Annotated in this window: 15 protein-coding genes, 1 pseudogene and 1 riboswitch; of the genes and pseudogenes, 6 read left to right on the top strand and 10 right to left on the bottom strand. The window is 63.9% G+C overall.

Features of this window, described 5'->3' with window-relative positions; all coding sequences use genetic code 11:
- Positions 1–44: 44 nt before the first annotated feature.
- From PF66_RS25560 to PF66_RS25530, 7 genes are all read right to left on the bottom strand, one after another.
- Positions 45–4370 (bottom strand): hybrid sensor histidine kinase/response regulator, encoded by a 4326-nt coding sequence (locus PF66_RS25560; RefSeq protein WP_054064169.1) that lies wholly within the window; start codon positions 4368–4370, stop codon positions 45–47.
- Between the two features lie 55 nt (positions 4371–4425).
- On the bottom strand, positions 4426–6120 hold the full coding sequence (locus PF66_RS25555; protein ID WP_054059892.1) for a putative bifunctional diguanylate cyclase/phosphodiesterase: 1695 nt from the start codon (positions 6118–6120) through the stop codon (positions 4426–4428).
- A 177-nt stretch (positions 6121–6297) separates the two neighbouring features.
- Positions 6298–9021 (bottom strand): LuxR C-terminal-related transcriptional regulator, encoded by a 2724-nt coding sequence (locus tag PF66_RS25550; protein WP_054064168.1) that lies wholly within the window; start codon positions 9019–9021, stop codon positions 6298–6300.
- Between the two features lie 205 nt (positions 9022–9226).
- On the bottom strand, positions 9227–10591 hold the full coding sequence (locus PF66_RS25545) for a DUF1329 domain-containing protein (RefSeq protein WP_054061455.1): 1365 nt from the start codon (positions 10589–10591) through the stop codon (positions 9227–9229).
- Positions 10592–10620: 29 nt separating this feature from the next.
- A complete protein-coding gene (locus tag PF66_RS25540) occupies positions 10621–12489 on the bottom strand; it encodes a DUF1302 domain-containing protein (RefSeq protein WP_054064167.1) in 1869 nt (622 codons plus the stop codon).
- A gap of 333 nt (positions 12490–12822) precedes the next feature.
- Positions 12823–14505: a fatty acid--CoA ligase gene (locus PF66_RS25535; protein ID WP_054061453.1), complete on the bottom strand. Its 1683-nt coding sequence runs from the start codon at positions 14503–14505 to the stop codon at positions 12823–12825.
- A 148-nt stretch (positions 14506–14653) separates the two neighbouring features.
- Positions 14654–15838 carry an MFS transporter gene (locus tag PF66_RS25530; RefSeq protein ID WP_054064166.1) on the bottom strand — a complete coding sequence of 395 codons (1185 nt, stop codon included), beginning with the start codon at positions 15836–15838 and terminating at the stop codon, positions 14654–14656.
- A 105-nt stretch (positions 15839–15943) separates the two neighbouring features.
- Between PF66_RS25530 and PF66_RS25525 the strand changes: the two genes are divergently transcribed.
- On the top strand, positions 15944–16717 hold the full coding sequence (locus PF66_RS25525; protein WP_054061451.1) for an AraC family transcriptional regulator: 774 nt from the start codon (positions 15944–15946) through the stop codon (positions 16715–16717).
- Here PF66_RS25525 and PF66_RS25520 read toward each other — a convergent pair.
- Positions 16701–17330 (bottom strand): LysE family translocator, encoded by a 630-nt coding sequence (locus tag PF66_RS25520; protein ID WP_054064165.1) that lies wholly within the window; start codon positions 17328–17330, stop codon positions 16701–16703. The genes PF66_RS25525 and PF66_RS25520 overlap by 17 nt on opposite strands.
- A 254-nt stretch (positions 17331–17584) precedes the next feature.
- On the opposite strand from PF66_RS25520, the gene PF66_RS25515 reads away from it, so the two are divergent.
- The 3 genes from PF66_RS25515 (at position 17585) to PF66_RS25505 (ending at position 20416) form a co-directional block, all read left to right on the top strand.
- Complete coding sequence (locus PF66_RS25515; RefSeq protein ID WP_054064164.1) at positions 17585–18550, top strand: 2-hydroxyacid dehydrogenase; 966 nt, start codon at positions 17585–17587, stop codon at positions 18548–18550.
- A 33-nt stretch (positions 18551–18583) separates the two neighbouring features.
- Positions 18584–19582 carry a class I SAM-dependent methyltransferase gene (locus tag PF66_RS25510; protein ID WP_054064163.1) on the top strand — a complete coding sequence of 333 codons (999 nt, stop codon included), beginning with the start codon at positions 18584–18586 and terminating at the stop codon, positions 19580–19582.
- A 40-nt stretch (positions 19583–19622) separates the two neighbouring features.
- Positions 19623–19744: riboswitch (yybP-ykoY riboswitch) on the top strand.
- Positions 19745–19831: 87 nt separating this feature from the next.
- A complete protein-coding gene (locus PF66_RS25505; RefSeq protein WP_054058556.1) occupies positions 19832–20416 on the top strand; it encodes a TMEM165/GDT1 family protein in 585 nt (194 codons plus the stop codon).
- A gap of 63 nt (positions 20417–20479) precedes the next feature.
- Here the strand turns inward: PF66_RS25505 and PF66_RS25500 are convergent, their stop codons facing one another.
- Positions 20480–21298, bottom strand: a complete 819-nt coding sequence (locus PF66_RS25500) for a M48 family metallopeptidase (RefSeq protein WP_054058555.1) — start codon at positions 21296–21298, stop codon at positions 20480–20482.
- Between the two features lie 40 nt (positions 21299–21338).
- Here PF66_RS25500 and PF66_RS34050 point away from each other — a divergent pair.
- Positions 21339–22853: pseudogene (locus PF66_RS34050) on the top strand (HAMP domain-containing protein); the annotation flags it as partial.
- A gap of 15 nt (positions 22854–22868) precedes the next feature.
- A complete protein-coding gene (locus PF66_RS34045; protein WP_416773424.1) occupies positions 22869–23711 on the top strand; it encodes a methyl-accepting chemotaxis protein in 843 nt (280 codons plus the stop codon).
- A gap of 150 nt (positions 23712–23861) precedes the next feature.
- Here the strand turns inward: PF66_RS34045 and PF66_RS25490 are convergent, their stop codons facing one another.
- The gene (locus PF66_RS25490; RefSeq protein ID WP_054058553.1) at positions 23862–24482 is read right to left on the bottom strand and encodes an SOS response-associated peptidase; all 621 of its coding nucleotides are present in this window, start codon (positions 24480–24482) and stop codon (positions 23862–23864) included.
- Positions 24483–24588: the final 106 nt, after the last annotated feature.

The raw sequence follows: 24588 nt of genomic DNA, 5'->3' as shown, positions 1-24588 counted from the left end.
AGGGACTCTGTTGCGAAAAGTATAAGGAGTCGCCTCCACCGGCTTCAAGAACGCGACCCGGCGGCCATGTCCCGGGCTGAGTCGCCCCGGTAGCCGTTGCCGAACGTCGCCTGCAACTCATCGACGCTGCGCGCCAGCAGTTGCCTGAGTTCCGGCAGCCATTGCGGGTCGTCGAGCACCCGGGCAATCGCGGCGGCATCGCCATACATCAGTTCACGCTCCAGCGCCCCGGCACGCTGTGACAGGGCCTGGGCCCCCATGGTCCCGGAACTGCCCTTGATCGCATGCAGCACCGCGGCCAGCGCCGGCCCGTCACGGTCCTGCAGATGGTTGGGCAGCAGCGACAGTTGCTTCTCCAGTTCCGCCCCGAAACCGTAGAGGACCGTAGAGATCAGTTCGAGATTGCCGCCAAAGCGGGCCATGATCGACTGGCGCGCTTCCAGCACCGTGTCCGCCGCGCCACCGGCGGCTTCGGGCACTTTCGGTTGCGACGTTTCACGACCGGTCTGCAGACGCAGGGTCAGTACCAGTTCCTCCAGGTCGATGGGCTTGCTCACATGGTCGTTCATCCCTGCCGCCAGGCAGGCCTCACGATCGCTGCTGGAGGCATTGGCGGTCATCGCCAGGATTGGCAGCGAGGCGAAATCGGCCTGCCGGCGAATCCTCCGGGTCGCCTCCATGCCGTCGATATCCGGCATCTGGATGTCCATCAATACCGCATCGAAAGGAGTCGAAGCGCAAAACACCTGGCTGACACCTTCCAGGCCACCTTCGGCCAGGACCACTTGTGCACCCTCGCCCCTGAGCAGTTCGTCGGCGACCTGGCGATTGAGCGCATTGTCCTCCACCACCAGCAGGCGCATGCCGGCCAGACGCCGCTGGCGCACAGGCCCCGGCCGTACCTCGGGAACCGCTTCGCTGCTGCTGAAAGCCCGCTGCACGGCATCGGCCAACTGCAGGGGCGTCACGGGTTTGGTGAGGAAGCCGACGAAGGGGGCATCGCCTTCATGATGCACATCCGCCAACACCTCCCGGCCGTAGGCAGTGATCATGATCACCATCGGCGGTGGGGCGCTCTGTTCCTGCAGGCTGATCAATCGTGCAGCACTGAGCCCGTCCATGTCCGGCATGCGCCAATCCATCAGCACCACATCGTAGGGTTCGCCACGCATCTGGGCATTGCGCACGCTCTCCACCGCCCGCGTGCCGCCATCCACCGTGTCCGCCGTCCAGCCCAGGGAGCGCACGGTACGTAGCAGCAGCTCGCAGGCCATGGAGTTATCGTCGGCCACCAGCAGGCGCATCTGCGAATCCACACCGGGGCAGGACAACCGCAACGGCTCGGTGCGGGCCACGTCCAGGGTGATGTCGAACCAGAACCGGCTGCCGCTGCCCTCCTCGCTTTCGACCAGCAACTCGCCGCCCATCAGGCCGACCAGGCGCTTGCAGATCACCAGGCCCAGCCCGGTACCGCCAAAGCGGCGGGTGGTCGAGGCCTCCGCCTGGGTGAAGCCCTCGAAAATCCGCTGCTGTTGTTCGGCGCTGATGCCAATGCCGGTATCGCAGACCTCGACCCGCAGTTGTACCTGGCCCTCCAGGCGCTGCAACTGGCGGAGGCTGACCACCACCTGGCCCTGCTGGGTGAACTTCAGGGCATTGCCCGCCAGGTTGATCAGCACCTGCTGCAGACGCATGCTGTCGCCGACCAGGCTGCCCGGCAGCTCGGAATCGAGGTCGAACATCACCTCGACCTCCTTGCTGCCCTGGTTGCCCGCCAGCACCACGGCGAGGTCGCGCATCAACGCCTCGAGTTCGAAGGTGTGCAGGTCCAGGCGCAGCTTGCCGGCTTCGATCTTGGAGTAGTCGAGAATGTCGTTGAGCAACCCGAGCAAGGACTTGGCCGCAGTCTGGGCCTTGACCACATAGTCGCGCTGACGGGCATTGAGCTCGGTGTGCTGCACCAGTTGCAGCATCCCCAGCACCGCATTCATCGGCGTGCGGATTTCATGGCTCATGTTCGCCAGGAAGAACGACTTGGCCGCACTGGCGCTGTCGGCGCGGTCCCGGGCCTGGAGCAGGTGCGCCTCCAGCTCGCGCTGGGTGGTGATATCCCGATTGATACCGGTCACCCGGAGCGGCTGCCCCTGGGCATCGCGCTCGATCTGCGCACCGGCCTGGATGATACGGATCCGGCCATCCAGCGCGAGCACCCGGAACACCGGGTCGTAGACTCCCTCGCCGGCCACCGCCGCCGCCAGTTGCGCAGCGACCGCCTCGGCATCATCCGGATGCACGCGCTCGTACCAGTGCGCGTAGGTCAGGCCATTGTCCTTCAGGCTCAATGGCTGGCTGTAGAACTCGAACATCCGCTCGTTCCACTGCAGCGTGCCGTCGGCCAGGGTCCAGGTCCAGATACCCAGTTCCGCCACGTCGGCGGCCATCAGCAACTGGTCGCGAATCAGCCGCACCGATTGCAGGCTCAGGTCCAGCTGGTGTTCGGCCACCTTGCGTTCGGTGATATCGATCGCGATGCTCAGGTACCCGGTCAACGTGCCTTGCTCATCACGCAGCGAAGTCACCACCAGGTTCACCGGCACGTGCCTGCCATCCTTGTGCACATAAGTCCATTCGCGGATTTCCGAGTGCTCGAACTCCGGCTTGTGGGCAAACACCCGGAAGCCCTCGATGGCTTGCCCATATTCCCGACTCAGCTCGGCACTGCGCTCGGCGATTTCCTGCTCCAGATGCAGGATCGTCGGCGTGGCCTTGCCCACCAGTTGCGCGGCACGGTAACCGAGCATCTGTTCGGCGCCTTCGTTGAAGAGACTGATGACGCCATCCAGGTCGGTGGCGATGATCGCTACCCTGGAAGCCGAACGCAGCACGCTGCTGAACAACAGGTTGATACGCCGCAATTCCGAGGTCCGCTCAGCCACCTGCTCTTCCAGATTGGCATTGAGTTCGAGAATTCGCGCCTCGGCGGCCTTGTGCGCGGTGATGTCCCGCAGAATCTTCGAGGAACCGATCACCGCACCGCTTTCATCGCAGATCGGCGAGACATTCGCCGAGACATTGATACTGCGCCCGTCCTTGCTGTGACGCACGGTGTCGAGGTTGACGATCGTCTCGCCGAGCGCGATGCGCCTGAGGATCTCGGCCTCTTCCGCCGCCAGCCCGGGTGGCACGATCAGCTTCAGCAACGGCTGGCCGACCGCTTCCTGGGCGGTGTAGCCGAGCAGTTTTCGCGCTCCCCGGTTCCAGTTGGTCACGACACCGTCCAGGGTCGTGCCGATGATCGCATCCGCCGAGCTTTCGACGATCAGGGCCAGCCGCCGCTGCTCGGACAGCACCTGCAGGCGCCGCCGGGAACTGACTCCGGCGATGGCCACCAGTGCCGCCACCAGCACGCTGGCCAGGGTTCCAAGCACAAACACCACCAGCGGCGAAACCTGGTGCAGGCGCTCGATGAACAACGGCAGTGCCTGCAGCTCGATCTGCCAGCGGCGCCCGTAGATGTCGCGTTCCAGGGTCCGGCTCGGCAATCCTGTCGTCGCCGCCTCCGCGTCCTGAGCCGTCTGGTAGAACGCCACCGCCGGCCCCGGCCCGGTGATATCGCGCAGACGCAGATTGATCGCCTCGCTTTCCGGCACCAGGCCAGCCAGGACACTCTCGATCATCAGCGGGGCATAGCTCCAGCCGACGACTTCCGCCTCCCGCTCCGACTCGGTCTTGGGCACGATGCCGCTCCTGTAGATCGGCAGCAGGATCAGGAAGGACTGCTTCGGCTTGCCCACCGCCTGCACCAGCGTGATCGGCGAAGTGAGCCGCACCTCCCCGGTACGCGCGGCCATCCGCGCCGCTTCGGCACGATCAGGCTGCGAAGCGATATCCAGGCCGATGGCCACCGCCTGATCGCGGTTGGGCTCCAGGTACTGGATCACATACAGATCGCCCTCATGGGGAGCGAACTGGCGAATGCTGAAACTGGGCGAGCTGTCGTCACGCGCCCGTTGCAGAAACTGCTCCAGGTCCTGGGCCGGTACCCGCCGGATGAAGCCGAAGCCGCGGGCCCCGGGGAACTCGACCGGCACGTCACGGGTGAGGCTGTAACGGTGAAACGTCTCGCGCGTCAGGTTCTCTTCGCCACTGGCGACGATGGCGCCCCGCGCCCCGCGCAACCCGTACTGATACTTCTGCAGCCGGCCAACCACCGCCTCCACCGCGCTGTCGGCCGCGTTGGCCAGTGCTTCGCGGGCGCGCTGCTCGTTGGTGTTCTGCAGGATCTGACAACCCACGAAAGTCGCAACCAGGCCGATGACCAGAAGCGTGATGGCGCGCCCGTTCAGGGCGTACAGATGAAATCGGTTCAACTCGGGCTCCCTCGGGCAGTGGGCTTGTGCCGGTGACGGCGTGCCGCTCAACGGCTCATGTCGCCTGTGACCAGGAGGCCAGCAGGGTACGTATCTGGGCAAACGGAACCGGCCGGCAGTACAGGTACCCCTGCATCACCCGACATCCCAGTTCCAGCAGCAACTCGGCCTGCTGCCAGGTCTCCACGCCCTCGGCCACCAGCTCGAGCCCCAGTGCCTGGCCCAGCTTGATGATCGCCTCGACGATGGCCAGGTCGCTCTTGTCGGTAAGCATGTCGCGCACGAAGCTCTGGTCGATCTTCAGCACATCGATGGGAAAACGCTTGAGGTAGGCCAGGCTCGAATAGCCGGTGCCGAAATCGTCGATGGCCACGTGCACACCCAGCGCCTTGAGCGCCATCAGGGTTTCGCGGGCGTTGTCGGTGTCACGGGCCAGCACCCCTTCGGTGATTTCCAGCTCCAGCCACTGCGGGGCGAGCCCGGAATCGAGCAGGATGTCCTTGACCATCCCCAGGAACGACGACTCGCGGAACTGCACGGCACTGATGTTGACGCTGACGCAAACCGGAAAACCCTGCTCGTGCAGTTTGCGCGTCTCCTTGCACGCCTGGAGCATCACGTATTTGCCGATGGGGATGATCAGCCCGGTTTCCTCGGCCAGCGGGATGAAGTCCGAGGGCGAAACCAGATTGCCGCCACCATCGCGCCAGCGGATCAGTGCCTCCATGCCGACCACCCGATGCTCGCGGACATCGACCTTGGCCTGGTAGAAAACCTCGAACACCCCATCGTCGATGGCGGCGCGCATATGCCGTTCCAGCAGATGCCGGGCGCGCATACCGCTTTCGATGGCCGGCGAGAAGAACTGGTAGCGATTGCGTCCGGCCTGCTTGGCCTGGTACATCGCGGAGTCGGCATGGCGGTAGAGCGACTCCAGGTCTTCGCTGTCCTCCGGAAACACGCCGATGCCGATACTGGCGCTGAGGTCGTAGCGATTGCCTTGCAGCGAGAAGGGGTTGGAAATGGTGGTCAGCACCTGCTCGGCAAAATCGCCGACCGCCTCGAAACTGTCGACCTCCGACAGCAGGATGATGAACTCGTCCCCACCCTGCCGGCTGAGGGTGTCCATGCTGCCGAGGATCAGCGACAACCGCGTGGCCACGTACTTGAGCATCTGATCACCGACCGAATGCCCCATGGAGTCGTTGATGGCCTTGAAGTTGTCCAGGTCCAGCAACAGCATCGCCAGCCGACCGTGATTGCGCCGGGCCATTTTCAGCGCCTGTTCCGCCCGGTCCTGCAGCAGCATGCGGTTGGGCAGGCCGGTGAGGGCGTCATGATTGGCCAGGCGCTTGGCCTCGTTGCGCAGGGTCAGGTGGGCGTTGATATGGGCCCTGGCCACCGGCAGGTTGAGGGGTTTCTGGATGAAATCGATCCCCCCGTAGCCCAACGCCTGCAGCTCGTAGTCGGCCTGGGCATGGGAGGTGACGAAAATCACCGCGGCGTCGGACAGCTTGGGGTCGGCCTTGAGTGCCCGACAGACTTCGAAGCCGCTCATGTCGGGCATTTCTATGTCCAGCAGAACCACATCCGGACGAAACTGGCGAGCCACGCGCAAGGCTTCCTCACCACTGCTGGCGACATACACCTGTGCCAGGTCCCGCACCGACTCACTGAGAATAAGCGCATCGGTTGTCTGGTCATCGACTATCAGCACAACCGGAGCGGGATTGAAGGAGGTTTCACGCATTCCTTGCTCCCAGACATTCCTTGGTAACTCATGATCGAAGGGCGCCGGAGGTTTCCCGCCCTCTGGGCCACCACAGGACGTGCGGCGCGGCAGGCGTCGCAAAGGAAATCACACGTCTATTGGTTATAGCGCAGACAAGGCGTATAGCCACCCCCTGGACGGGGATTACGCCGCAAACTACTGCAGCAGCCCCAGGTCCTGGGCCCGCGCCACGGCCTGAGTGCGCCGCTCTACGCCCAACTTGCTGTTGATGTGGCTGGCGTGGGTTTTCACGGTGTGCAGCGAGATGAACAACTGGTCGCTGATTTCCTGGTTCGAGCAGCCCTGGGCGATCAATTGCAGAACCGCCAGCTCGCGGGCGCTCAATTGTTCGCTCGGATGGCTGGGCTCACGTACCACCTGGGCCGGCAACAGCCCCAGCAGACTCTGGCGCAGGGGCGTGTCCGGCCCCGCCAGCAACTGCTCGCGCATCCACTCCGGATGGCTGCCGCTCAGGGCCTGGAACGGCAGCAGGGCTCCGCCGGTTCCGGCCTCCATGGCCCGGGCGAACAGCGAACGGGCCTGGGCGTCCCGCGACTCGGCGAGCGCCAGCACCACCAGTTGATTCCAGGCCAGGATGCTGAGCAGTTGCCCCCCGCTGGCCTGCCCCTGGGCCACCAGCCTGCCCAGGCGCTGCCGGGCCGCCTCGGGTCGGCCCTGGCGCACATCGAGTTGCGCCTGCTGCAACTCGATGTGCGCCGGCAGTTGGGGATGAAACTCCGGCGCGGCGGCCGGCTGCTCGCCGGTGTAGGTCTGCCCCAGGCGACCGAGCCAGGCTTCGGCCAGGTCGACACGCCCTTGGGCCAGCCACAGCTCGCATTTGACCAGGGTGATCATCGCCAGGTAGTAGATCGGCGGCACATCCCAGACATGCATCAGCCGCTCGGCTTCGGCCAGTTCGGCAAAGGCCCTGGCAAAGTCGCCGCCCTGGCCTTCCTGGCAGGCGATCACGCAATAGCCGATCAGCACGCTGACATCACGACAGGCCCGTGCTTCGTGCAGTCCGGCCAGCAGGCGCTGGCGCGATGCCTGCGGTTGCAGGCGCAGGTTCAGCAGGTAGCCCTCGTATATCGTCAGCCGCGCCCGTGCCGCATAGACCCGTTGCGCGGGCAGGCCCTGCAGGCGCTGCAAGCCTTGCCGCACCTCCTCCAGTGCCCGCAGCACTTCGCCGCGCGCCTGCAGCACCCGCGCCCGGTCATAGTGGGCCAGCGCCTCGAACAGCGGGTTGCCGACCCGCTGGGCCAGTTCCAGGGACTCCCGGTTCAGGCTCCGGGCGCGCCACAGGTCGCCCTCGGCAATCGCCAGGTTGGACAGCGTCGACAGGCACAGCAGGCGCTGCCCATAACGCTTGTGGGGCAGGCTGAGCAAGGCCTCGCCGCAATAGGCCAGGGTCCGCTCACGATCACCGCGACCGCGGGCGATGATGCCACTCAGGGCCAGCCACTGGGCCAGCATGGACTGCTGCGCGGTGGCCGACGGTGCTGGCAGGAAGTTGCTCAGGTTGCTGGCCAGTTCCTGCGCCGCATCCAGTTGACAGGCCAGCCCCAATGCCCAGGCGTACAACACGATCAAGCGTGGCGAACTGGTCAGCAGGCTGTCGGGCAGGTCCATTTTCCAGCGCAGCAGCATGCCGACGTTCTGCTCGGCCAGCAGTTGCTCCTCGGAAAGGTTCTGCACCAGGTTGGCCGCCACATCCAGGTGACCGGCGCGCAAGGCCTGCTCCACCGCTTCATCCAGCAACCCCTGGGAGCTGAACCAGCGGCAGGCGCGCAGATGCAGGCTGGCGGGTGGGACCAGGCCGTTGGCCGCGGGGCGGCTGCGCAGCAGGTCGGAAAACAGATGGTGGTAGCGGAACCAGTGGCCATGCTCGTCCAGCGGCACGAGAAAGACCTGGTGCGATTGCAGGTAATCGAGAATCTGCCCGCTGTCATGGGACTCGCGGATCGCATCGCACAGCTCGCGGCAAAAACGCTCCTGGGAAGCGGTGTCGTAGAGAAAGGCCTGGACGTGCGCCGGCAGGAAATCGATCACCTCCTCCAGCAGGTAGTCGCGAATCAGGCCCTCGCCGCCATGCAGGACCTGGGGCAGTTGCTCATCGTTGGCCTGTGCCGCCAGCAACCAGAAGCGCAGACCGGCGACCCAGCCCTCGCTGCGCTCGATCAGGGTCTGCAGGGCTTCGCCGCTCAAGGCGTTGCGGTGCCGGTCGAACAACGCCATGGACTCGCCGAGCGTCAGCCGCAGGTCCTGTTCGCTCAGTTCCAGCAATTGGCGCGACAGGCGCAGACGCGCCAGGTGCCATTCCGGTCGCTGGCGACTGGTGACCAGCACCAGCAGCCCCGGCGGCAGGTGGTTGAGAAAGAATTGCAGGCAACGGTCGAGCACCGGTCCCTGGGCCAGGTGATAGTCATCGAGCACCAGCAGCAGGGGCCTGTTGTTCGAAAGCTGTACCGCCAACTCATCGAGCAGCCCGTCCAGCCACTCCTCGAAGGCGAACGGCTGATGACGCTGGCGCATTTTCAACAGGCCCAGCGCCCGGCCACCCAGGTCGGGAAAATACTGTTGCAGGCCATCGAGCAGACGCTCCAGGAAACGTCCCGGATCGCTGTCGCGCGGACTGAGCCCCAGCCACAGGCTTTGCCAGTGGCCGGGCAGGCTCTGGCAGAACTCCACCGCCAGCGAACTCTTGCCAAAACCGGCCGGGGCACTGATCAGCAGCAGACGGCCATTGAGCCCCTCGCCCAGACGTTCGCACAGACGAGGTCGCAGCACATGCCCTTCTGGCAACGGCGGTCGGTAGAAGCGTCCTTCCAGTGCAGGTATGGCCGGGACCACGGGGTCTGGCATACGGAACAGATCAGTCATGGCCGGCTCTTGTCAAAGGCGGTTATCGGCAAGGCACATCAGCGCAGACTAGCGGGAATGGTCAGCGCAATGAAGGTTTTTTAGCGTAAATGTGTCGAAATGCCTGCATATTGAAATATCTAGCCACAGTTTTGCCGGGCAAAAAAACGCCCCGAACCTGTCGGGGCGTTCTGACAGAGGATGCGCCTCTGTCCTACGAAAAACCTCAGCGAACGCCGTCCTGGCGCAATGCTGCGGGGGTGAAGTCACTGGTGCTGGCGGTGAAGCCGAAGTCATACGCCTGCTTCTCTTCGTTCTTCATGCCCAGCGCCAGGTAACGGCCGGACTGCAGGTCGTAGAGGGTTTCCAGGGCGTACCACGGCACCTGCTTGTCGTAGTAGTTCTCGGCATGGGCCTCGGCCACGCGCCACAGTTGGCCACGACCGTCGTAGTGGTCGATCACCGCCGCCTGCCAGGTGTCCTCGTCGATGTAGAAGTCACGCTTGGCATAGATGTGGCGCTGGCCTTCCTTCAGGGTCGCGACCACATGCCAGACCCGGCGCAGCTCGTAGCGAGCCAGGTCCTGGTTGATATGACCGGCCTTGATGATGTCGGTGTACTTGAGTTTCGGATCGTCGAGCTTGTAGCTGTCGGAGGCGATGTACATCTCCTTCTTGCCTTCGAGCTTCCAGTCGTAGCGGTCCGGTGCGCCGTTGTACATGTCGAGGTTGTCGGAAGTGCGCAGGCCGTCGGCCGCGGTACCCGGGCCGTCATAGGACACCTGCGGGGCACGCCGCACGCGACGCTGGCCGGCGTTGTAGACCCACGCCGAACGCGGCTCCTTGACCTGGTCGAGGGTTTCGTGAACCAGCAGCACGCCACCGGCCAGACGCGCCGGCGCGGTCACCTTCTGCTTGAAGTAGAACAGGATATTGCCCGGGTTGGCCGGATCGTAGTCCTTCATCTTGTCGCGGAAAACGAACTGGTCCTGGAAGTACACCAGGCTGAACGAACCGTTGGCCTGGGGCGTGGCCTGGGTCACCAGGCGGGTCACGCTGCCGCCGCGATAGCGGGTGATGTGGTTCCAGATCACTTCCACGCCGCTTTTCGGGATCGGGAACGGGATCGCCGTCTTGAAGTTCTCCAGGCCGTTGCCGCCGCTGACCAGGTTGGTCTTGGTGGCGTTCTCCCTGATCGCGGCAAACACGTCATCCGGTACCGTGGCACCGCGGTGGGACGGATACACCGGCATCTTGAAGGTGTCCGGGTAGCGCTTGATCATCGCGTACTGGCCGGGCGCCAACTGGTTCTTGTACTGCTCGACGTTCTGCGCGGTGATGGTGAACAGCGGTTTCTCGCTGGCATACGGGTCGGAGAGGAAACCCTTGCTGTCGACGCTGCCGATGTTCTTCGGCATCGGTTTCCAGGCCGGGATGGTGCCGGCCGCGTTACCGGCCATTTCCGCACCCATCGGGGTCAGGCTGGTGCCGAGCTTGGCGGCTTCGTCGGCCGACACCGCCGCCATCACGCTGCTCGCCAGCATGGACAGCCCGAGTACGCCGACCTGCAACAGATTCTTGGTCATTTTCATGTTCTTGTTCTTCCTGAAATTCAGCCCGCTTAGAAGTTCACACCGACGCTCAGCGCCACGAAGTCACGGTCATCCACCGTGCTGTAGTCGCCGCCGAAGAAGTTGGTGTAGGCCAGGCTCGCGGTGTAGGTGTTCTGGTACTCGGCATCGAGGCCCAGGCTGACCGCCTTGCGACCTTCCTCGAAGTTGCCGCCAGGACCTGGCGAGTAGCCTTTCACGTCGTGGGACCAGGCCACGTTCGGCTTGAGGTTGACCCCGGCGAAAACGTCCGGGTATTCCCAGATCGCCCGGGCGCGGTAGCCCCAGGAGGTGGCGGTGGTGAAGCCGTCGTTGTCGCAGTTGGAGGTACGGTTGCTGCCATCCGCGCCAGCGCCAGCACCCGCAATCGTCGAAGTATTGAGGGCTGCGCAGAAACCATTCGGCAGTCGGCCAGGGCCGAATACCGGATCGCGACCGTAACGAGCCTTGGACTTGCTCTCAAGCCCGCCTACATGGGTCACACCCACCTCTCCTACCAGGGTCAAGCGACTCGCGCCCATGACCTGGTCAAGAAAATGTGTGAACGTGGTCTGGAATTGAGTGATTTCCTTGCGGTTGTAGCCGTGCAGGTCCTGACCGATCACCCCCTTCAGCGGGGAGGCATTGCCAAAACCGGTGAGCGGGGTAACGCCGGCATACAGGATGTCCGTGGTATTCAATTGAACTGGAGCGTTTGGACGATAGCTCAGTTCGCCGCTCCAGGCGGTGCCTGTAGGCAGCGTGGTGGAGAAGCTCAGGCCATATAGACGAATGTCCTCCGGATACTCGACGAAATAACTGGAGTTACCCGCAATATAGACCGGGGCAAGTGAACCGAATGCGGGTGCGGTGAGAAACGCCGCACGGTTTGCCGCCGTAGCGCTGAAGATCGGCGCACGGCTGTGGTAATTCATGAAGTACGCGCCGAACTCCGTATCCAGCGGCTCATAGTTATAGTGGAACGCGACACCGAATTGACCGCCGTCGCGTGCATCGCGGTCACCGGCACGACGAACCAGCGTGCCCTCTTCGTTGATGTCCAGGCCCCTGGCAGTCAAACCCGCGAGGGCAGCTGGACTGGCCGCACCGATGGTCGAGCGCTTGGCCAGCAGGCGCAGGTTGTCTTTGCAACCATCGGAAATCACATCGGGCTGCGAGAAGAACGTCCCACAGTTATCCGTCACCGTCTGGTCCCATTCCAACTGATAGAAGGCCTCGGCTGACAGGTTGTCGGTGAGCGTCTGGGACACATAGAACATGTTGACCGGAATCAGGCCTTCCTTGATCTCGGCCCCCGGACGACGGAACGCCGACACGTCGATCGGGTTGATGGAGTTGATACCGCCACCAATGAAGGTGCTCTCACCCCAGCTCACCACCTGCTTGCCGAAACGCACGGAGCCCGGCAGGTCAGCAATGGAATAGTTGTGGTAGACGAAGGCATCGAGAATCTGCCCGCCGGACGACTTGGCGCCTTCCTTGCGGTTGTCGTTGCTGACGTTCTTGAATCTCAGGTCCTCGTCTTCCAGCTTGAAGTCGTACCAGTACTTGCCGCGCACGAACACACCGGTATCGCCGTACTTGAGTTCCAGGTCATGGATACCCTTGAAGATCTTCGAGAAGGTATCCCCGGCCTTGAAGTTCAGGTGTCCGTCATCGGAGGTCTGCGACAGGCCCTTGCCGCCGTTGTTGACGCCAATCAGGTTCTTGTTGGGGTTCTGGGTCGACCAACTGGCCCCCAGCGACAGCGACGAGTCGAAACTGCCCTCGATTTCACCGATGTTGAAACTGACACCGAATGCGGGGCAAGCGAGCGTAGAGGCGAGGCTGACGGCCAGGGGCAACTTCGCCCGGCGCCAGAACTGGTTTACTGAGATCATCGACACTACTCCATGTACTTTATTGTTATGGCAGTGAGCACTTTCAAGAACGCCCCGTCACATGGAAATCCCGCTTTCCTGTCTCGTTCGAGGTGGCACGTTCATAGCGCGTGCCTGCTCCGTTATTGAAAATCCCTGGGCGGACTATAGCCAGCAGGTAGTACTGCTTGATCCCTCTAAAGTGTGATTTGCAGTCGCAACCACTCTGGCACAGCCTTTTGACCCGCCTCGCCACAATCGGCTCGGCAAGCATGGCCGAAAAAAATCATTTGGCAAGGCAAGCGCTTGCTTGGTCGGGGATTGCCACGCCCGGACGGGCGTGGCGAGAAGGAATTACAAGGTGGAAAGGAAGGCGCTGTTACTCTCCTGCCATTCGACGATATCGAGGCGGATACGCTTCTTGTCGAGCTTGCCGACGCTGGTCTTGGGAATTTCAGTAACAACGGCGATCTGGCTTGGGATCGCCCACTTGCTCAGGTGGCCCAGCTCGACGAACGGCTTGAGATGTTCCTTGAGTTCCCGCGCATCGAGCTGATGGCCCTCGCGCAGTACCAGCAAGGCAAACGGACGCTCGCCCCATTGCGGATCGGCGATACCCACCACCGCCACTTCGCGGACGCCCGGATGGCGGCTGACCAGATCTTCCAGGGCCAGGGACGACACCCATTCACCGCCGGTCTTGATCACATCCTTGATCCGGTCGCGGATGTCGATCACGCCCATGCTGTCCAGGGTCGCGACATCGCCGGTGTGCTGCCAGCCCCCGGCCCAGAGCTGGGCGCCCTTCTCCGGCTCGTTGAAGTAGCCTTCGCTCAGCCACGGTGCACGCAATACCAGCTCACCCTGGCTTTCGCCATCGGCGGGGAGGAAGTTGCCGTCATCGTCGATGATCGCCGCCTCGACCAGCGGCCCCGGCACACCGGCCTTGATCCGGTAGGTGGTGCGCTCGTCCTCGCTGCCGGCCATCAATTCCTCGTTGAGGTGGGCGCAGGACACCAGCGGCCCGGTCTCCGACATGCCGTAGGCGGCCGTCAACTGGATGCCGCGGCTCTTGGCCGTCTCGTACAGCGTGCGATTCAATGCGCTGCCGCCGATGACCATCTTCCAGCCCTTGAAATCGACGCCCTGCGCGGCTTTGGCGTTGAGCACCATCTGCAGAATGGTCGGCACGCAGTGGGAAAAGGTGACCTTCTCCCGGCGCCACAACTCCACCAGGTACTCCGGATCGTAGCGCCCGGGATAGACCTGCTTGAGCCCGAGCATGGTCGCCACATAGGGCAGGCCCCAGGCGTGCACATGGAACATCGGGGTGATCGGCATGTATACGTCGTTGGTGCCCAGCAGCCGCACGCTGTCGACACTGCCCATGACCGTCGCAACGCCCATGGTGTGCAGTACCAGTTGCCGATGGCTGAAGTACACCCCCTTGGGGTTGCCGGTGGTGCCGGTGGTGTAGAAGGTGGTGGCGACGGAGTTCTCGTCGAAGTCCTGGAAATCGTAGACCGGACTGGCCGCCGCCAGCAGTTGCTCGTACTCGCCGACCAGGTTCGGCAGATCGGCCGTGGTCGAGTCGGTATCGGTGAGCAGCAGGGTCTTCTCCACGGTGGTCAGTTGCCCGGCGATCGCCTGGTACAACCCGACGAACTCGCTGTTGACCAGCACGAAGCGGTCATCGGCGTGGTTCATGGTGTAGAGGATCTGCTCCGGCGACAGACGCACATTGATCGTGTGGATCACTGCACCCAGCATCGGAATGGCGAACATGCACTCCAGGTAGCGATGGCTGTCCCAGTCCATCACCGCCACGGTGTCGCCGGCCTTGACCCCGGCCTGTGTCAGCACGTTGGCCAGGCGGGCGACCCGTTCGGCCAGGGTCGGATAGCTGTAGCGCACCTTGTCGCGGTAGACGATTTCGCGGGTCTTTTCATAGCGGCTGCCGGACATCAGCAGCCGCTTGATCAGCAGCGGGTATCGATAAGCGCCTTCGGCGGGCGGAATTACGCGTGTCTGCAACATGGAGTTCCCTTTCTCTGACTGCACGGTCGTGGCTAAAGATAGGCACTCTAGAGGCGCCGCGCACTCTCTAAATCAGCCAAAGGGATGATTTGCAGACGGACGCGAATAATGGCTAGGGGACATTATTCACGCCGAAACAGCGCGAACCTCAGGCCACCTGCCCCGCCGGCAACTGTGCCGGGGTCCTGGGAAACACCAGTGCGGCGATGAAGGTCAGGGCAGCGAACCCGGCCAGGACCAGGTACAGCCCGCTCAATCCCTGGCGCGGCTCGAGGTAGGCGATCAGCGGAATCGCCGTGGCGCTGGCGCCGAAGGACAGGCAGTAGCGCAGGGCAAATACCCGCGCCTGCCACTGCGGCGCGACGAAGTTGGCGACCATCGCGTCGTTCACCGTGACCTGGCCGAACACCACGAACATCAGCGCCGCCCCCAGCACCAGCACCGACAGGCCATCGACCTGGGCCAGACCGAACAGCAGCGGCGCCTGGCACAGCGTCAGCAGCACGAAGGGCCATTTGAGGCTGACGCGGTCGATCACCCGGCCGATGCTCAACTGCGCGACCGCGCCGAAGGCATAGGCCAGGCTGACCACCAGGCCGAGAGTCTGCGGCGAGGCGAACAGCTCATGCAGGCGCTCCTGGAACAGCTTCGGGTAGGTCATGGTGGTAGCGTTGAACACCACCCCACCGGTGGCGGTGACCAGCGCCAGCACGCTGAACACCATGACCATCGAGATCTGCCGGCCATTTTCACCCTTGGGGCGGGTGTGGGCGGTCAACGGAATCGGCTCCTCGCGAACCTGCAAGGCAAAGCCCACGCCCAGCAGGATCGAGATCGTTCCGGGCAGGATGAATGCGGCGCGCCAGCCGAAGTACGCCACCAGCAGACCGGTGATCAACGCCGAGAATGCCACGCCGAGGTTGCCCCACATGCCGTTGATGCCGATTTCACGGCCGCGGTTGCGTGCGTAGCTGACCAGCATCGCCGTGCCGACCGGGTGATAGATCGCGGCGAAGACGCCGATCAGCGTCAGCCCCAGGGTCAGCATCGGCGCCGTGCGGGTGAGGCCGGTGAACACCGCCGCAGCGCCGATGCCGAAAAAGAACAGCAGCATCATGCTGCGTCGACTCCAGCGATCGCCCAGCCAGCCGGCCGGCAGCGAACAGGCGCCAAAAGCGATGAAACCACCAAGGGACAGGCCGATCATCGCGGCAAAATCCAGGCCGAAGGTCTCGCCCATACCCAGCACGGCGGCGGGAAAGATCAGCATGAACATGTGATCGATCACATGGGCGGCATTGATGTAACGGATCACGTTTCTGGCTTGGTGCATGAAGGCACGCCTCACGAAAGTCGGGGGGAGCCTTATGCTAGGTTGGCAATAAAACGCATTTCTGCCATATAAGTCATCGAATCGGACAGAGTGAGTCTGGCGCACATGCTGATCAGCCATTTTCTCCACGCCCCCGTCAGTGCCTACCCGCGGGACTACCCCGATGGCGCTCACCAGGAGCGGCACCGGCATGCCGAAGCGCAGTTGCTGTACGCGGTCTGCGGCGTGATGCGGCTGGTGACGGACCAGGGGGCCTGGATCATACCGCCGACCCGGGCGGTGTGGATTCCACCGCAGGTGGAACATGAAATCTTCATGAGCGGCGAGGTGCGCATGCGCTCGCTGTTCGTCGCTGCCGAGCTGTCACCGGCCAACCTCCAGGGCTGCTGCGTGCTGGCGGTCACCCCGTTGCTGCGCGAACTGATCATGCGTGCGGTGCAGGGGCCGAAACAGGCCGGCAACCCGCTGATCCAGCAACTCATGCTGGAGGAACTCGCCACCCTGGAAAACCTGCCGCTGCACATTCCCATGCCCAGCGACCGTCGGCTGCAGCGGATCTGCCTGGCCCTGCTGCAGACCCCGACCCACCCCAACACCCTGGAGGACTGGGCCCTGCAGGTCGGGGCCAGCACCCGGACCCTGGCCCGGCTGTTCCAGCAGCAACTGGGGATGAACTTCAACACCTGGCGCCAGCAGTTGCGCCTGATGGAAGCCTTGCCCCGACTGCTGGCCGGAGACAGCGTGCAGCAGGTGGCCAAGGCCTGTGGCTACGGCAGTGCCCGGGCATTCAGCTCGATGTTTCGCCGCCTGCTCGGGGAGAATCCGCGGGAGTACGTCGCCAATCTGAACCAGTTCAGCGCACTCAACGCATCTCGCTGAACGCCAGCTTCACGCCAATGGCGATCAGCACCGCGCCCATGGTCCGGTCGAACCAGTGGCCCATGCGGGCGAAGCCGGCGCGAACCCGCGGCTGGCTGAACAGCCGCGCCACCAGGCAGAACCACAGCGCGGTGGCGGCAGCCAGGTAGACGCCATAGCCGGCCTGGATCGCCAGTGGGGTATGGGGGTTGATCACCACGGTGAACAACGACAGGAAGAACAGCGTCGCCTTCGGGTTCAGGCCATTGGTCACGAAGCCCGCCACGTAGGCCCCACGCGCCGTGCGCTCGCCAGCCTCTCTGCCCAGCGCCTCGGTGCTCGCCGCCGCCGGCCTGGCGCGAAGGGCCTTGAAGCCGATGTACAGCAGGTACGCTGCTGCCAGCCATTTCAGCACGTTGAACAGCACGATCGACTGCGACACGATCAGGCCGATGCCCAGCAGCGAATAACCGACATGCAGGAAGATCGCGCTGCCGACCCCCAGGGCGGTCCAGGTGCCGGCACGGCGCCCGTGGGTCACGCTTTCCCTTACCACCACGGCAAAGTCGGGCCCCGGACTGGCCACCGCCAGCAGGTGGATCAGCGCAACGGTCAAGAATTCGGTCAGGTACATGGACACGTCGGTGGACTCCTCGGTAACGAGTGGCCTGTACGGTTAATTCGAACACTCAAGTTCGGGTCCAGGGGTTTGCCAGACAAGGCGCCATGACGAGTCGTAGCAGGGCTACGGCGAGGAGTGGCAGCGCAGTCTGGCGAAGCCTGGGCCCGGAGTGGGGTATGCGAATTTAGCCACACAGGCCACTGGGCAGGTCATCTGTTAGGCTGGCTACCTTACGCGTTCACCCGACAGCAAAAAAGGTACAGTTGATGAGCCACCCTCGCCGCGCGGTATTTCTCGATCACCCGTCCCTGGACCTCGGCGATCTCGACCTCGCCCCCCTGCGCAGTTGCTTCGATGAATTGCGCCTGTGCAGCCGGACCACGGCGCAGAACCTGCTGGAAAACCTGGAGGGCGCGACCGTCGCCATCAGCAACAAGGTGCCGCTGGATGCCGCGACACTGGCGGCCTGCCCCGAGCTGAAACTGATCCTGGTGTCCGCCACCGGTACCAACAACGTCGACCTGGTGGCTGCCCGCAAACAGGGGATCACCGTCAGCAACTGCCAGGCCTATGGCACGCCGTCGGTGGCCCAGCACACGCTGATGTTGCTGCTGGCCCTGGCGACCCGTCTGAACGACTACCAGAAGGCCGTGGGCGAAGGCCGCTGGCAGCAGGCGACGCAGTTCTGCCTGCTGGACTTCCCGATCGTCGAGCTGCAGGGCAAGACCCTCGGCCTGCTCGGCCATGGCGAACTGGGCGGAGCGGTGGCCAGGCTGGCCGAAGCCTTCGGCATGCGCGTGCTGCTGGGGCAGATTCCCGGCCGGCCGCAGCGTGACGACCGCATCCCCCTGGCGCAATTGCTGCCACAGGTCGATGCCCTGACCCTGCACTGCCCGTTGAACGAACACACCCGCCACTTCATCGGTGCCACCGAGCTGGCCCTGCTCAAGCCGGGCGCCTTCGTGGTGAATACCGCCCGCGGCGGCCTGATCGACGAGCAGGCGCTGGCCGATGCCCTGCGCAACGGTCATCTCGGCGGTGCCGCGACCGACGTGCTCAGCGTCGAGCCGCCCAGCGCCGGCAACCCGCTGCTGGCCGGCGACATTCCGAGGCTGATCGTCACCCCGCACAACGCCTGGGGCAGCCGCGAAGCCCGGCAGCGCATCGTCGGCCAACTGGCGGAAAACGCCCGGGGCTTTTTCGCCGGGGCAGCGCTGCGGGTCGTCAATTGATAGACTGCCGGACTTTTTTTCAGGGAGCAGACCATGGATCCGCGCAGTGAAGTACTGCTTCGTCAGGCCGAATATTTCCAGGGCAACCTGCTGCTGGTGGGCCTGCCCGCCGACGACCTGCTCGGCCACCTGCCCAATGCCCGCGGCTGGTGCTGGCATGCCGGTGACCAGGCGGCGCTCGACGCGCGTTTCGCCGGACGCAGCCACTTTGGCGTAACCCCACCCGAGGCGGCGTTCGACGCCGCCGTGGTGTTCCTGCCCAAGTCCCGCGAATTGGCCGACTACCTGCTCAATGCCGTCGCCGCCCGGCTGCCTGGCGGCGAGCTGTTCCTGGTCGGCGAAAAACGCGGCGGCATCGAAGGCGCGGCCAAACAGCTGTCGGTACTCGGCAAACCGCGCAAGCTCGACAGCGCGCGGCATTGCCAGCTGTGGCAGGTCACCGTCGCCGAGGCCCCGCAGGCCAAACCGCTGGAAAGCCTGGCCAGGCATTACCGGCTGGACCTGACGGACGGCCCACTGACCGTGGTCAGCCTTCCGGGTGTGTTCAGCCATGGCCGGCTCGACCGTGGCACGGCCCTGTTGCTCGAACACCTGGACAATCTGCCTGGCGGCCCCCTGCTGGATTTCGGCTGCGGTGCCGGCGTGCTCGGGGCCGTGGTCAAACGCCGCTACCCGGACAACCAGGTGATCCTGCTCGACGTCGATGCGTTCGCCGCCGCCAGCAGTCGCCTGACCCTGGCGACCAACGGTCTGGAAGGCGAAGTGCTGACCGGGGACGGCATCGAGGCCGCCCCCCTCGGTTTGAGTACGATCCTGAGCAATCCACCGTTCCACACCGGGGTTCACACCGACTATCAGGCCAGCGAGAACCTGCTGAAAAAAGCCGGTAAACATCTGCAAAATGGCGGCGAACTTCGCCTGGTCGCCAACAGCTTCCTACGCTATCAGCCGCTGATCGAAGAACACCTGGGCCCCTGCGTGACCCAGGCCGAAGGCGACGGTTTCCGAATCTACAGCGCCCGGCGTCGCTGAAAAATAAACGCTTGCGCAATGGGTTTTGCCTAGGCAGAATCCGCTCCGTCCTAGGGGAGTAGTCTCCCACGAGCGCCACGCTCGTCCGGCATGCGTCAACATACTTGGTCCTCAGACCATGGCGCATGCGACCCACGGTTCGCACAGACGAGCCCGGGGTTTGACAAGACCTATGACACGCACACCTTACCCGGGGCGGGAAGGCTGTACGTGTCATAGCCGTGTCGACCCGCCCCTTAGGAAAACCTGATGCTGGATTCCCTTCTCGTTCCCACCGCAATCGTTGCCTTGGCCGAAATCGGCGACAAGACGCAATTGCTCGCGCTCATCCTGGCAGCTCGTTTTCGCAAACCCTGGCCGATCATCGCCGGTATCGTCGCCGCGACCCTGGCCAACCATGCCGCAGCCGGTGCGGTAGGCGCCTGGTTCGGCAGTTTCTTCTCGGATGCGGTCCTGCACTGGATTCTCGCCGCGAGCTTCACCGCCACCGCGTTGTGGACCCTGGTACCGGACAAGATGGACGATGACGAAGCCAGCACCAGCCGCCGGTTCGGCCCGTTCCTGACCACGCTTATTGCCTTCTTCCTCGCGGAGATCGGCGACAAGACCCAGGTCGCCACGGTCATGCTGGCGGCCCAGTACCCGGAACTGTGGCTGGTGATCATCGGCACCACCCTGGGCATGCTGATTGCCAACGTGCCGGTGGTGCTGGCCGGCAACTTCGCCGCCGACAAGCTGCCGCTGACCCTGATCCGTCGCCTGGCCGCCTCGGCGTTCTTCATCCTGGCGCTCGTCGCGGTGTACAAGGCACTGCAGAGCAGCGGCTGGATCTGATGGGAACCACGGTGGCGAGGGGCAGCCCCCGCCACCGTGGGCAATGGACAGGCTCTGCGGTCCTCAGGACTTGCGGGCCTGCTGGTACAGCGGCATGACCTTCGGAATGGCCGCCTGCAACGAGGCGATCCGGCTGCTGGACGCCGGGTGAGTGCTCATGAACTCCGGCGGCGCGCCTTCAGAGGCCTTGCTCATCTTGTTCCACAGGCTGATGGCCGCATTCGGGTTGTAGCCGGCGCGAGCCGCCAGTTCCAGACCGATCAGGTCGGCCTCGTTTTCGTTTTCGCGGCTGTTGGGCAGGGTCATGCCATAGTTCGCCACGGTATCGGCCAACGCCAGGCTGTCCTTGCCCAGGCCGAACAGGGCACCCGCACCCTGCTTGGCCATTTCCAGCCCGTAGGCCTTGGACATCGCTTCGCGCCCATGCTCCCGCAGGGCGTGGGCGATTTCATGGCCCATCACTGCGGCGATCTCGTCGTCGGTCAGCTTGAGCTGGTCGATCAGGCCGCTGTAAAAGATGATCTTGCCGCCAGGGCCGCAGTTGGCGTTCAGTTCATCGCTTTTGATCAGATTGACTTCCCACTGCCACTGGGCCGAATCCGGACGGAATGTCGGCGCCTGGGCGATCAGCCGGTTGGCGATGGCCTGAACCCGCTTGGCATTGGTGCTGGTCTTGTCCAGCACCCCCGACCCCTTCGCCTCACCCAGCGTCTTCTGATACGACTGGGCGTACATCTGATCGACTTCCTGGCTCGACAACATGCTGAACATATATTGTTGGCGCTGGACACCCACGGCACCACCACTGGTGGTATTCACCGCCTGGCACCCGGCCAGCAGCAGCCCTGTCGTCAACGCACACAAAACCAATCGTTTAGTCATGAACACTCTCCCTGAAAACTGCCGGCTATCCTAGGCGGTGATGTGTATCGACGCCAGATACAAAGCATCTGTAGTCCTGGATTTCAGACGAGCTTCAACATTTGTAGGAAAAAATTCACGATCAGCGCCACAGCGCGATCCATCAGAGCTGGGGACTTACTCATTTACGACATGGGCACACTCAAAACAGTCATTTCCTGCCCGCCCCCTAATGCCCGGCCGATGCCCTGCCGATATAACCGTACAGACGTCACCTACCGCGTCCGGAGCCTCCATGAAATTCAAGTCGATTCAGTTTTCCGTCGCGGCCCTGGCCGGCGCCATCGTTCTCAGCGTGGTCGCCGCCCTGGTGATCTATGCCCTGGTGTCCGGTGCCAAGACCCAGGACATGGTGCAACAACGTACCCAGGAACAGTTCGAACAAGTCATCGAACAACGTCTCAATGCCCTGGCCAGAACCCAGGTCAGCCAGATCCAGCGCGAGCTCGAGGCGCCTCTGCTGATCGCCTCCGGCCTGGTGCATGTCAACGCCCTGATCGGCACTCCGGACGCCGACGGCAAGCCGGTCCTGAGCATCAGCCGCGAACAGCTGATCAGCCTGATCAAGGAAAATGTCGAGCGCAATCCCAAGGTGCTCGGCGCCTATATCGCCTGGGAAAAGAACGCCCTGGATCACAACGACGCGGCCTATGCCGGCAACGCCACGGCCGGCGCGGCCAAGGACGGGCGTTTCCTGCCCTGGTGGTTCCGCAACGACGACGGCAGCCTGGGCTTCTCGACCCTGGTGGACGTGGACGACCAGAAGTTGCTGTCCACCGGCGTGCGGGCGAGCGAGTACTACCTGTGCTCCAAGGAAACCGGCAAGACCTGTGTGATCGACCCGGCGCCCTACAAGGTCGGCGACAAGATGGTGATGCTCGCCTCCTTCATCCAGCCGATCATGCTAGGCGGCGCCTTCCAGGGCATCGTCGGTGCCGACCTGTCGGTGAACTTCATCCAGGACATGCTGCTGGCGGCCAACCAGAAGCTGTACAACGGCGCCGGTAACATGGCCCTGGTCGGTACCAACGGCCGACTGGTGGCCTACACCAAGGACCCGAGCAAGTTCGGCGAAAAGGTCAGCGATATCCTCGATGCCGATAAAGTCGCGACCATGGGCAAGCTCAATCGCGGCGAGGTGACCTACAACGTCGACAAGAGCAAAGGGCTGATCGAGCTGTACCTGCCCTTCGGCATCGGCCAGAGCGATGCACGCTGGACCCTGATGATGCAACTGCCGCTGAACGCGGTGATGGCCGACCTGCAGAAACTCCAGGGCGAACTGGACGAACAGCGCAAGGCCGACGTGTTCGGCATGGCGGTGGTCGGCCTGGTCATCGCCGCGCTCGGCCTGCTGGTGATCTGGCTGGTCGGCCACGGCATCGCCCGGCCACTGCGGCAGATGGTGGCGATGCTCGACGATATCGCCCAGGGCGAAGGCGACCTGACCCGCCGCCTGAGCAGCGACCGCGCCGACGAACTGGGCTCGATCGCCAAGGGTTTCAACACCTTCCTGATCAAGTTGCAGGCGATGATCAGCCAGGTGGTGACCTCGGTGCAGAGCGTCAGCGACTCCTCGGAACACACGGCCGACATCGCCATCCGCACCAACCTGGGCGTGCACAAGCAAATGGCCGAGATCGATCAGGTGGCCACCGCCGTGCAGGAAATGACCGCCACCGCCCAGGACGTGGCCCGCAACGCCACCCAGGCGGCACAGGCCGCCAGCCACGCGGACATGGCCGCCAGCGATGGCATGCGCATCGTGCGCGATACCTCCGCCGCCATCGGCGACCTGGCCGTGGAAATCGGCCGCGCCGTGGGCGTGGTGCAGACCCTGGCCAAGGACAGCGAGAACATCAACGCGATCCTCACCGCCATTCGCGGCATTGCCGAGCAGACCAACCTGCTGGCGCTCAACGCGGCGATCGAGGCGGCCCGCGCCGGCGAACAGGGGCGTGGTTTTGCCGTGGTCGCCGACGAGGTGCGCAACCTGGCCCAGAAGACCCAGCAGGCCACCGAAGAAATCCAGTCGATGATCCAGCAGTTGCAGCAGGGCACCCGCGAAGTGGTCAGGGTCATGGAGGACAGCCAGCACAAGACCGACGAAAGCGTGCAGCACGCGGCCAAGGCCGCCGAGGCGCTGGAAACCATTACCCAGGCGGTGTCGGTGATCAACGACATGAACACCCAGATCGCCAGCGCGGCCGAGGAACAGAGCGCGGTGGCCGACGACATCAACCGCAACGTGATCAACATCGGCCAGGTGGCGAACGAGGTGGCCGGCGGGGCCGACGAGTCGAGCACGGCCAGTGCGCAACTGACCAAGCTGGCGGAGCAGCAGCGGCGCCTGATCAATCAGTTCAAGGTCTAGCCTGAAAAAGCCCACCCCCTGTAGGAGCCGGGCTTGCCCGCGAAAGGGACCTCCAGGCCGCTAAAAGCTTCGCGGGCAAGCCCGGCTCCTACAGGGTTTCCGGTTCAACACCCAGCCCGGCCCCGACAGGAGCCAACTCATTGCCGGGCCTCAACCCGGCGTCAGGCACTCCGGCGCATTGAGCTTCGGATCATTCACCAGGTTGGCCAGCAGGCGCTCGCGCAACGGCATCTGCGGGCTGGCCAGCAACCCCTGCAACACATGCAACGGGGTGTCCTCGGCCAACCAGGCGGCCTGCCCCGCTTCATCGAGAATCAGCGGTCGGCGCTGACTGGCCGCCGATTGCGTGACCACCGCCGTACTCAGCCAGACCTGCTCCTGCACCGGATAGGCCTCCCAGATCGCCGCAAAAAACAGGCTGGAGCCCTCGGCCGGCGTCAGCCAGTACGGCCGCTTGCGCTGGGTGCCGCGCCACTCGTAGAAACCGTTGGCCGGCAACAGGCAACGCCGCTCGCGAAACGCCTGGCGGAACATCGGCTGCTCGGCCAGGGTTTCGGCCCGGGCATGGGCCGGCGTGCGCGACAGGTCGGTCAGCCAGGCCGGCGTCAGCCCCCAGCGGGCCCTGGCCAGTTCACGCCGGCCGGCGTTGGCACGCAGGATCAGCACCGAATCGTTGGGCGAAATGTTCCATTGCGCCTGCTGATCGGCGGGAAAACCGGGCAAGGCTGCAAAGGCGGGGTTCCAGCGAAACAGGGCAAAACGTCCACACATGGGGCAATACGACTCGTTCTGTAAACTCGATCAGGGTGCTAGGCTATGTACGAAATCGCTTGAAACTTGGTTATGCAGCGTTAAAAACCGGCTCGGAATGCTCATT

The organism is Pseudomonas asplenii, from assembly GCF_001293465.1.
Taxonomy (GTDB): Bacteria; Pseudomonadota; Gammaproteobacteria; order Pseudomonadales; family Pseudomonadaceae; genus Aquipseudomonas; species Aquipseudomonas fuscovaginae_B.
This window is presented reverse-complemented; position numbering and strand designations above follow the sequence as displayed.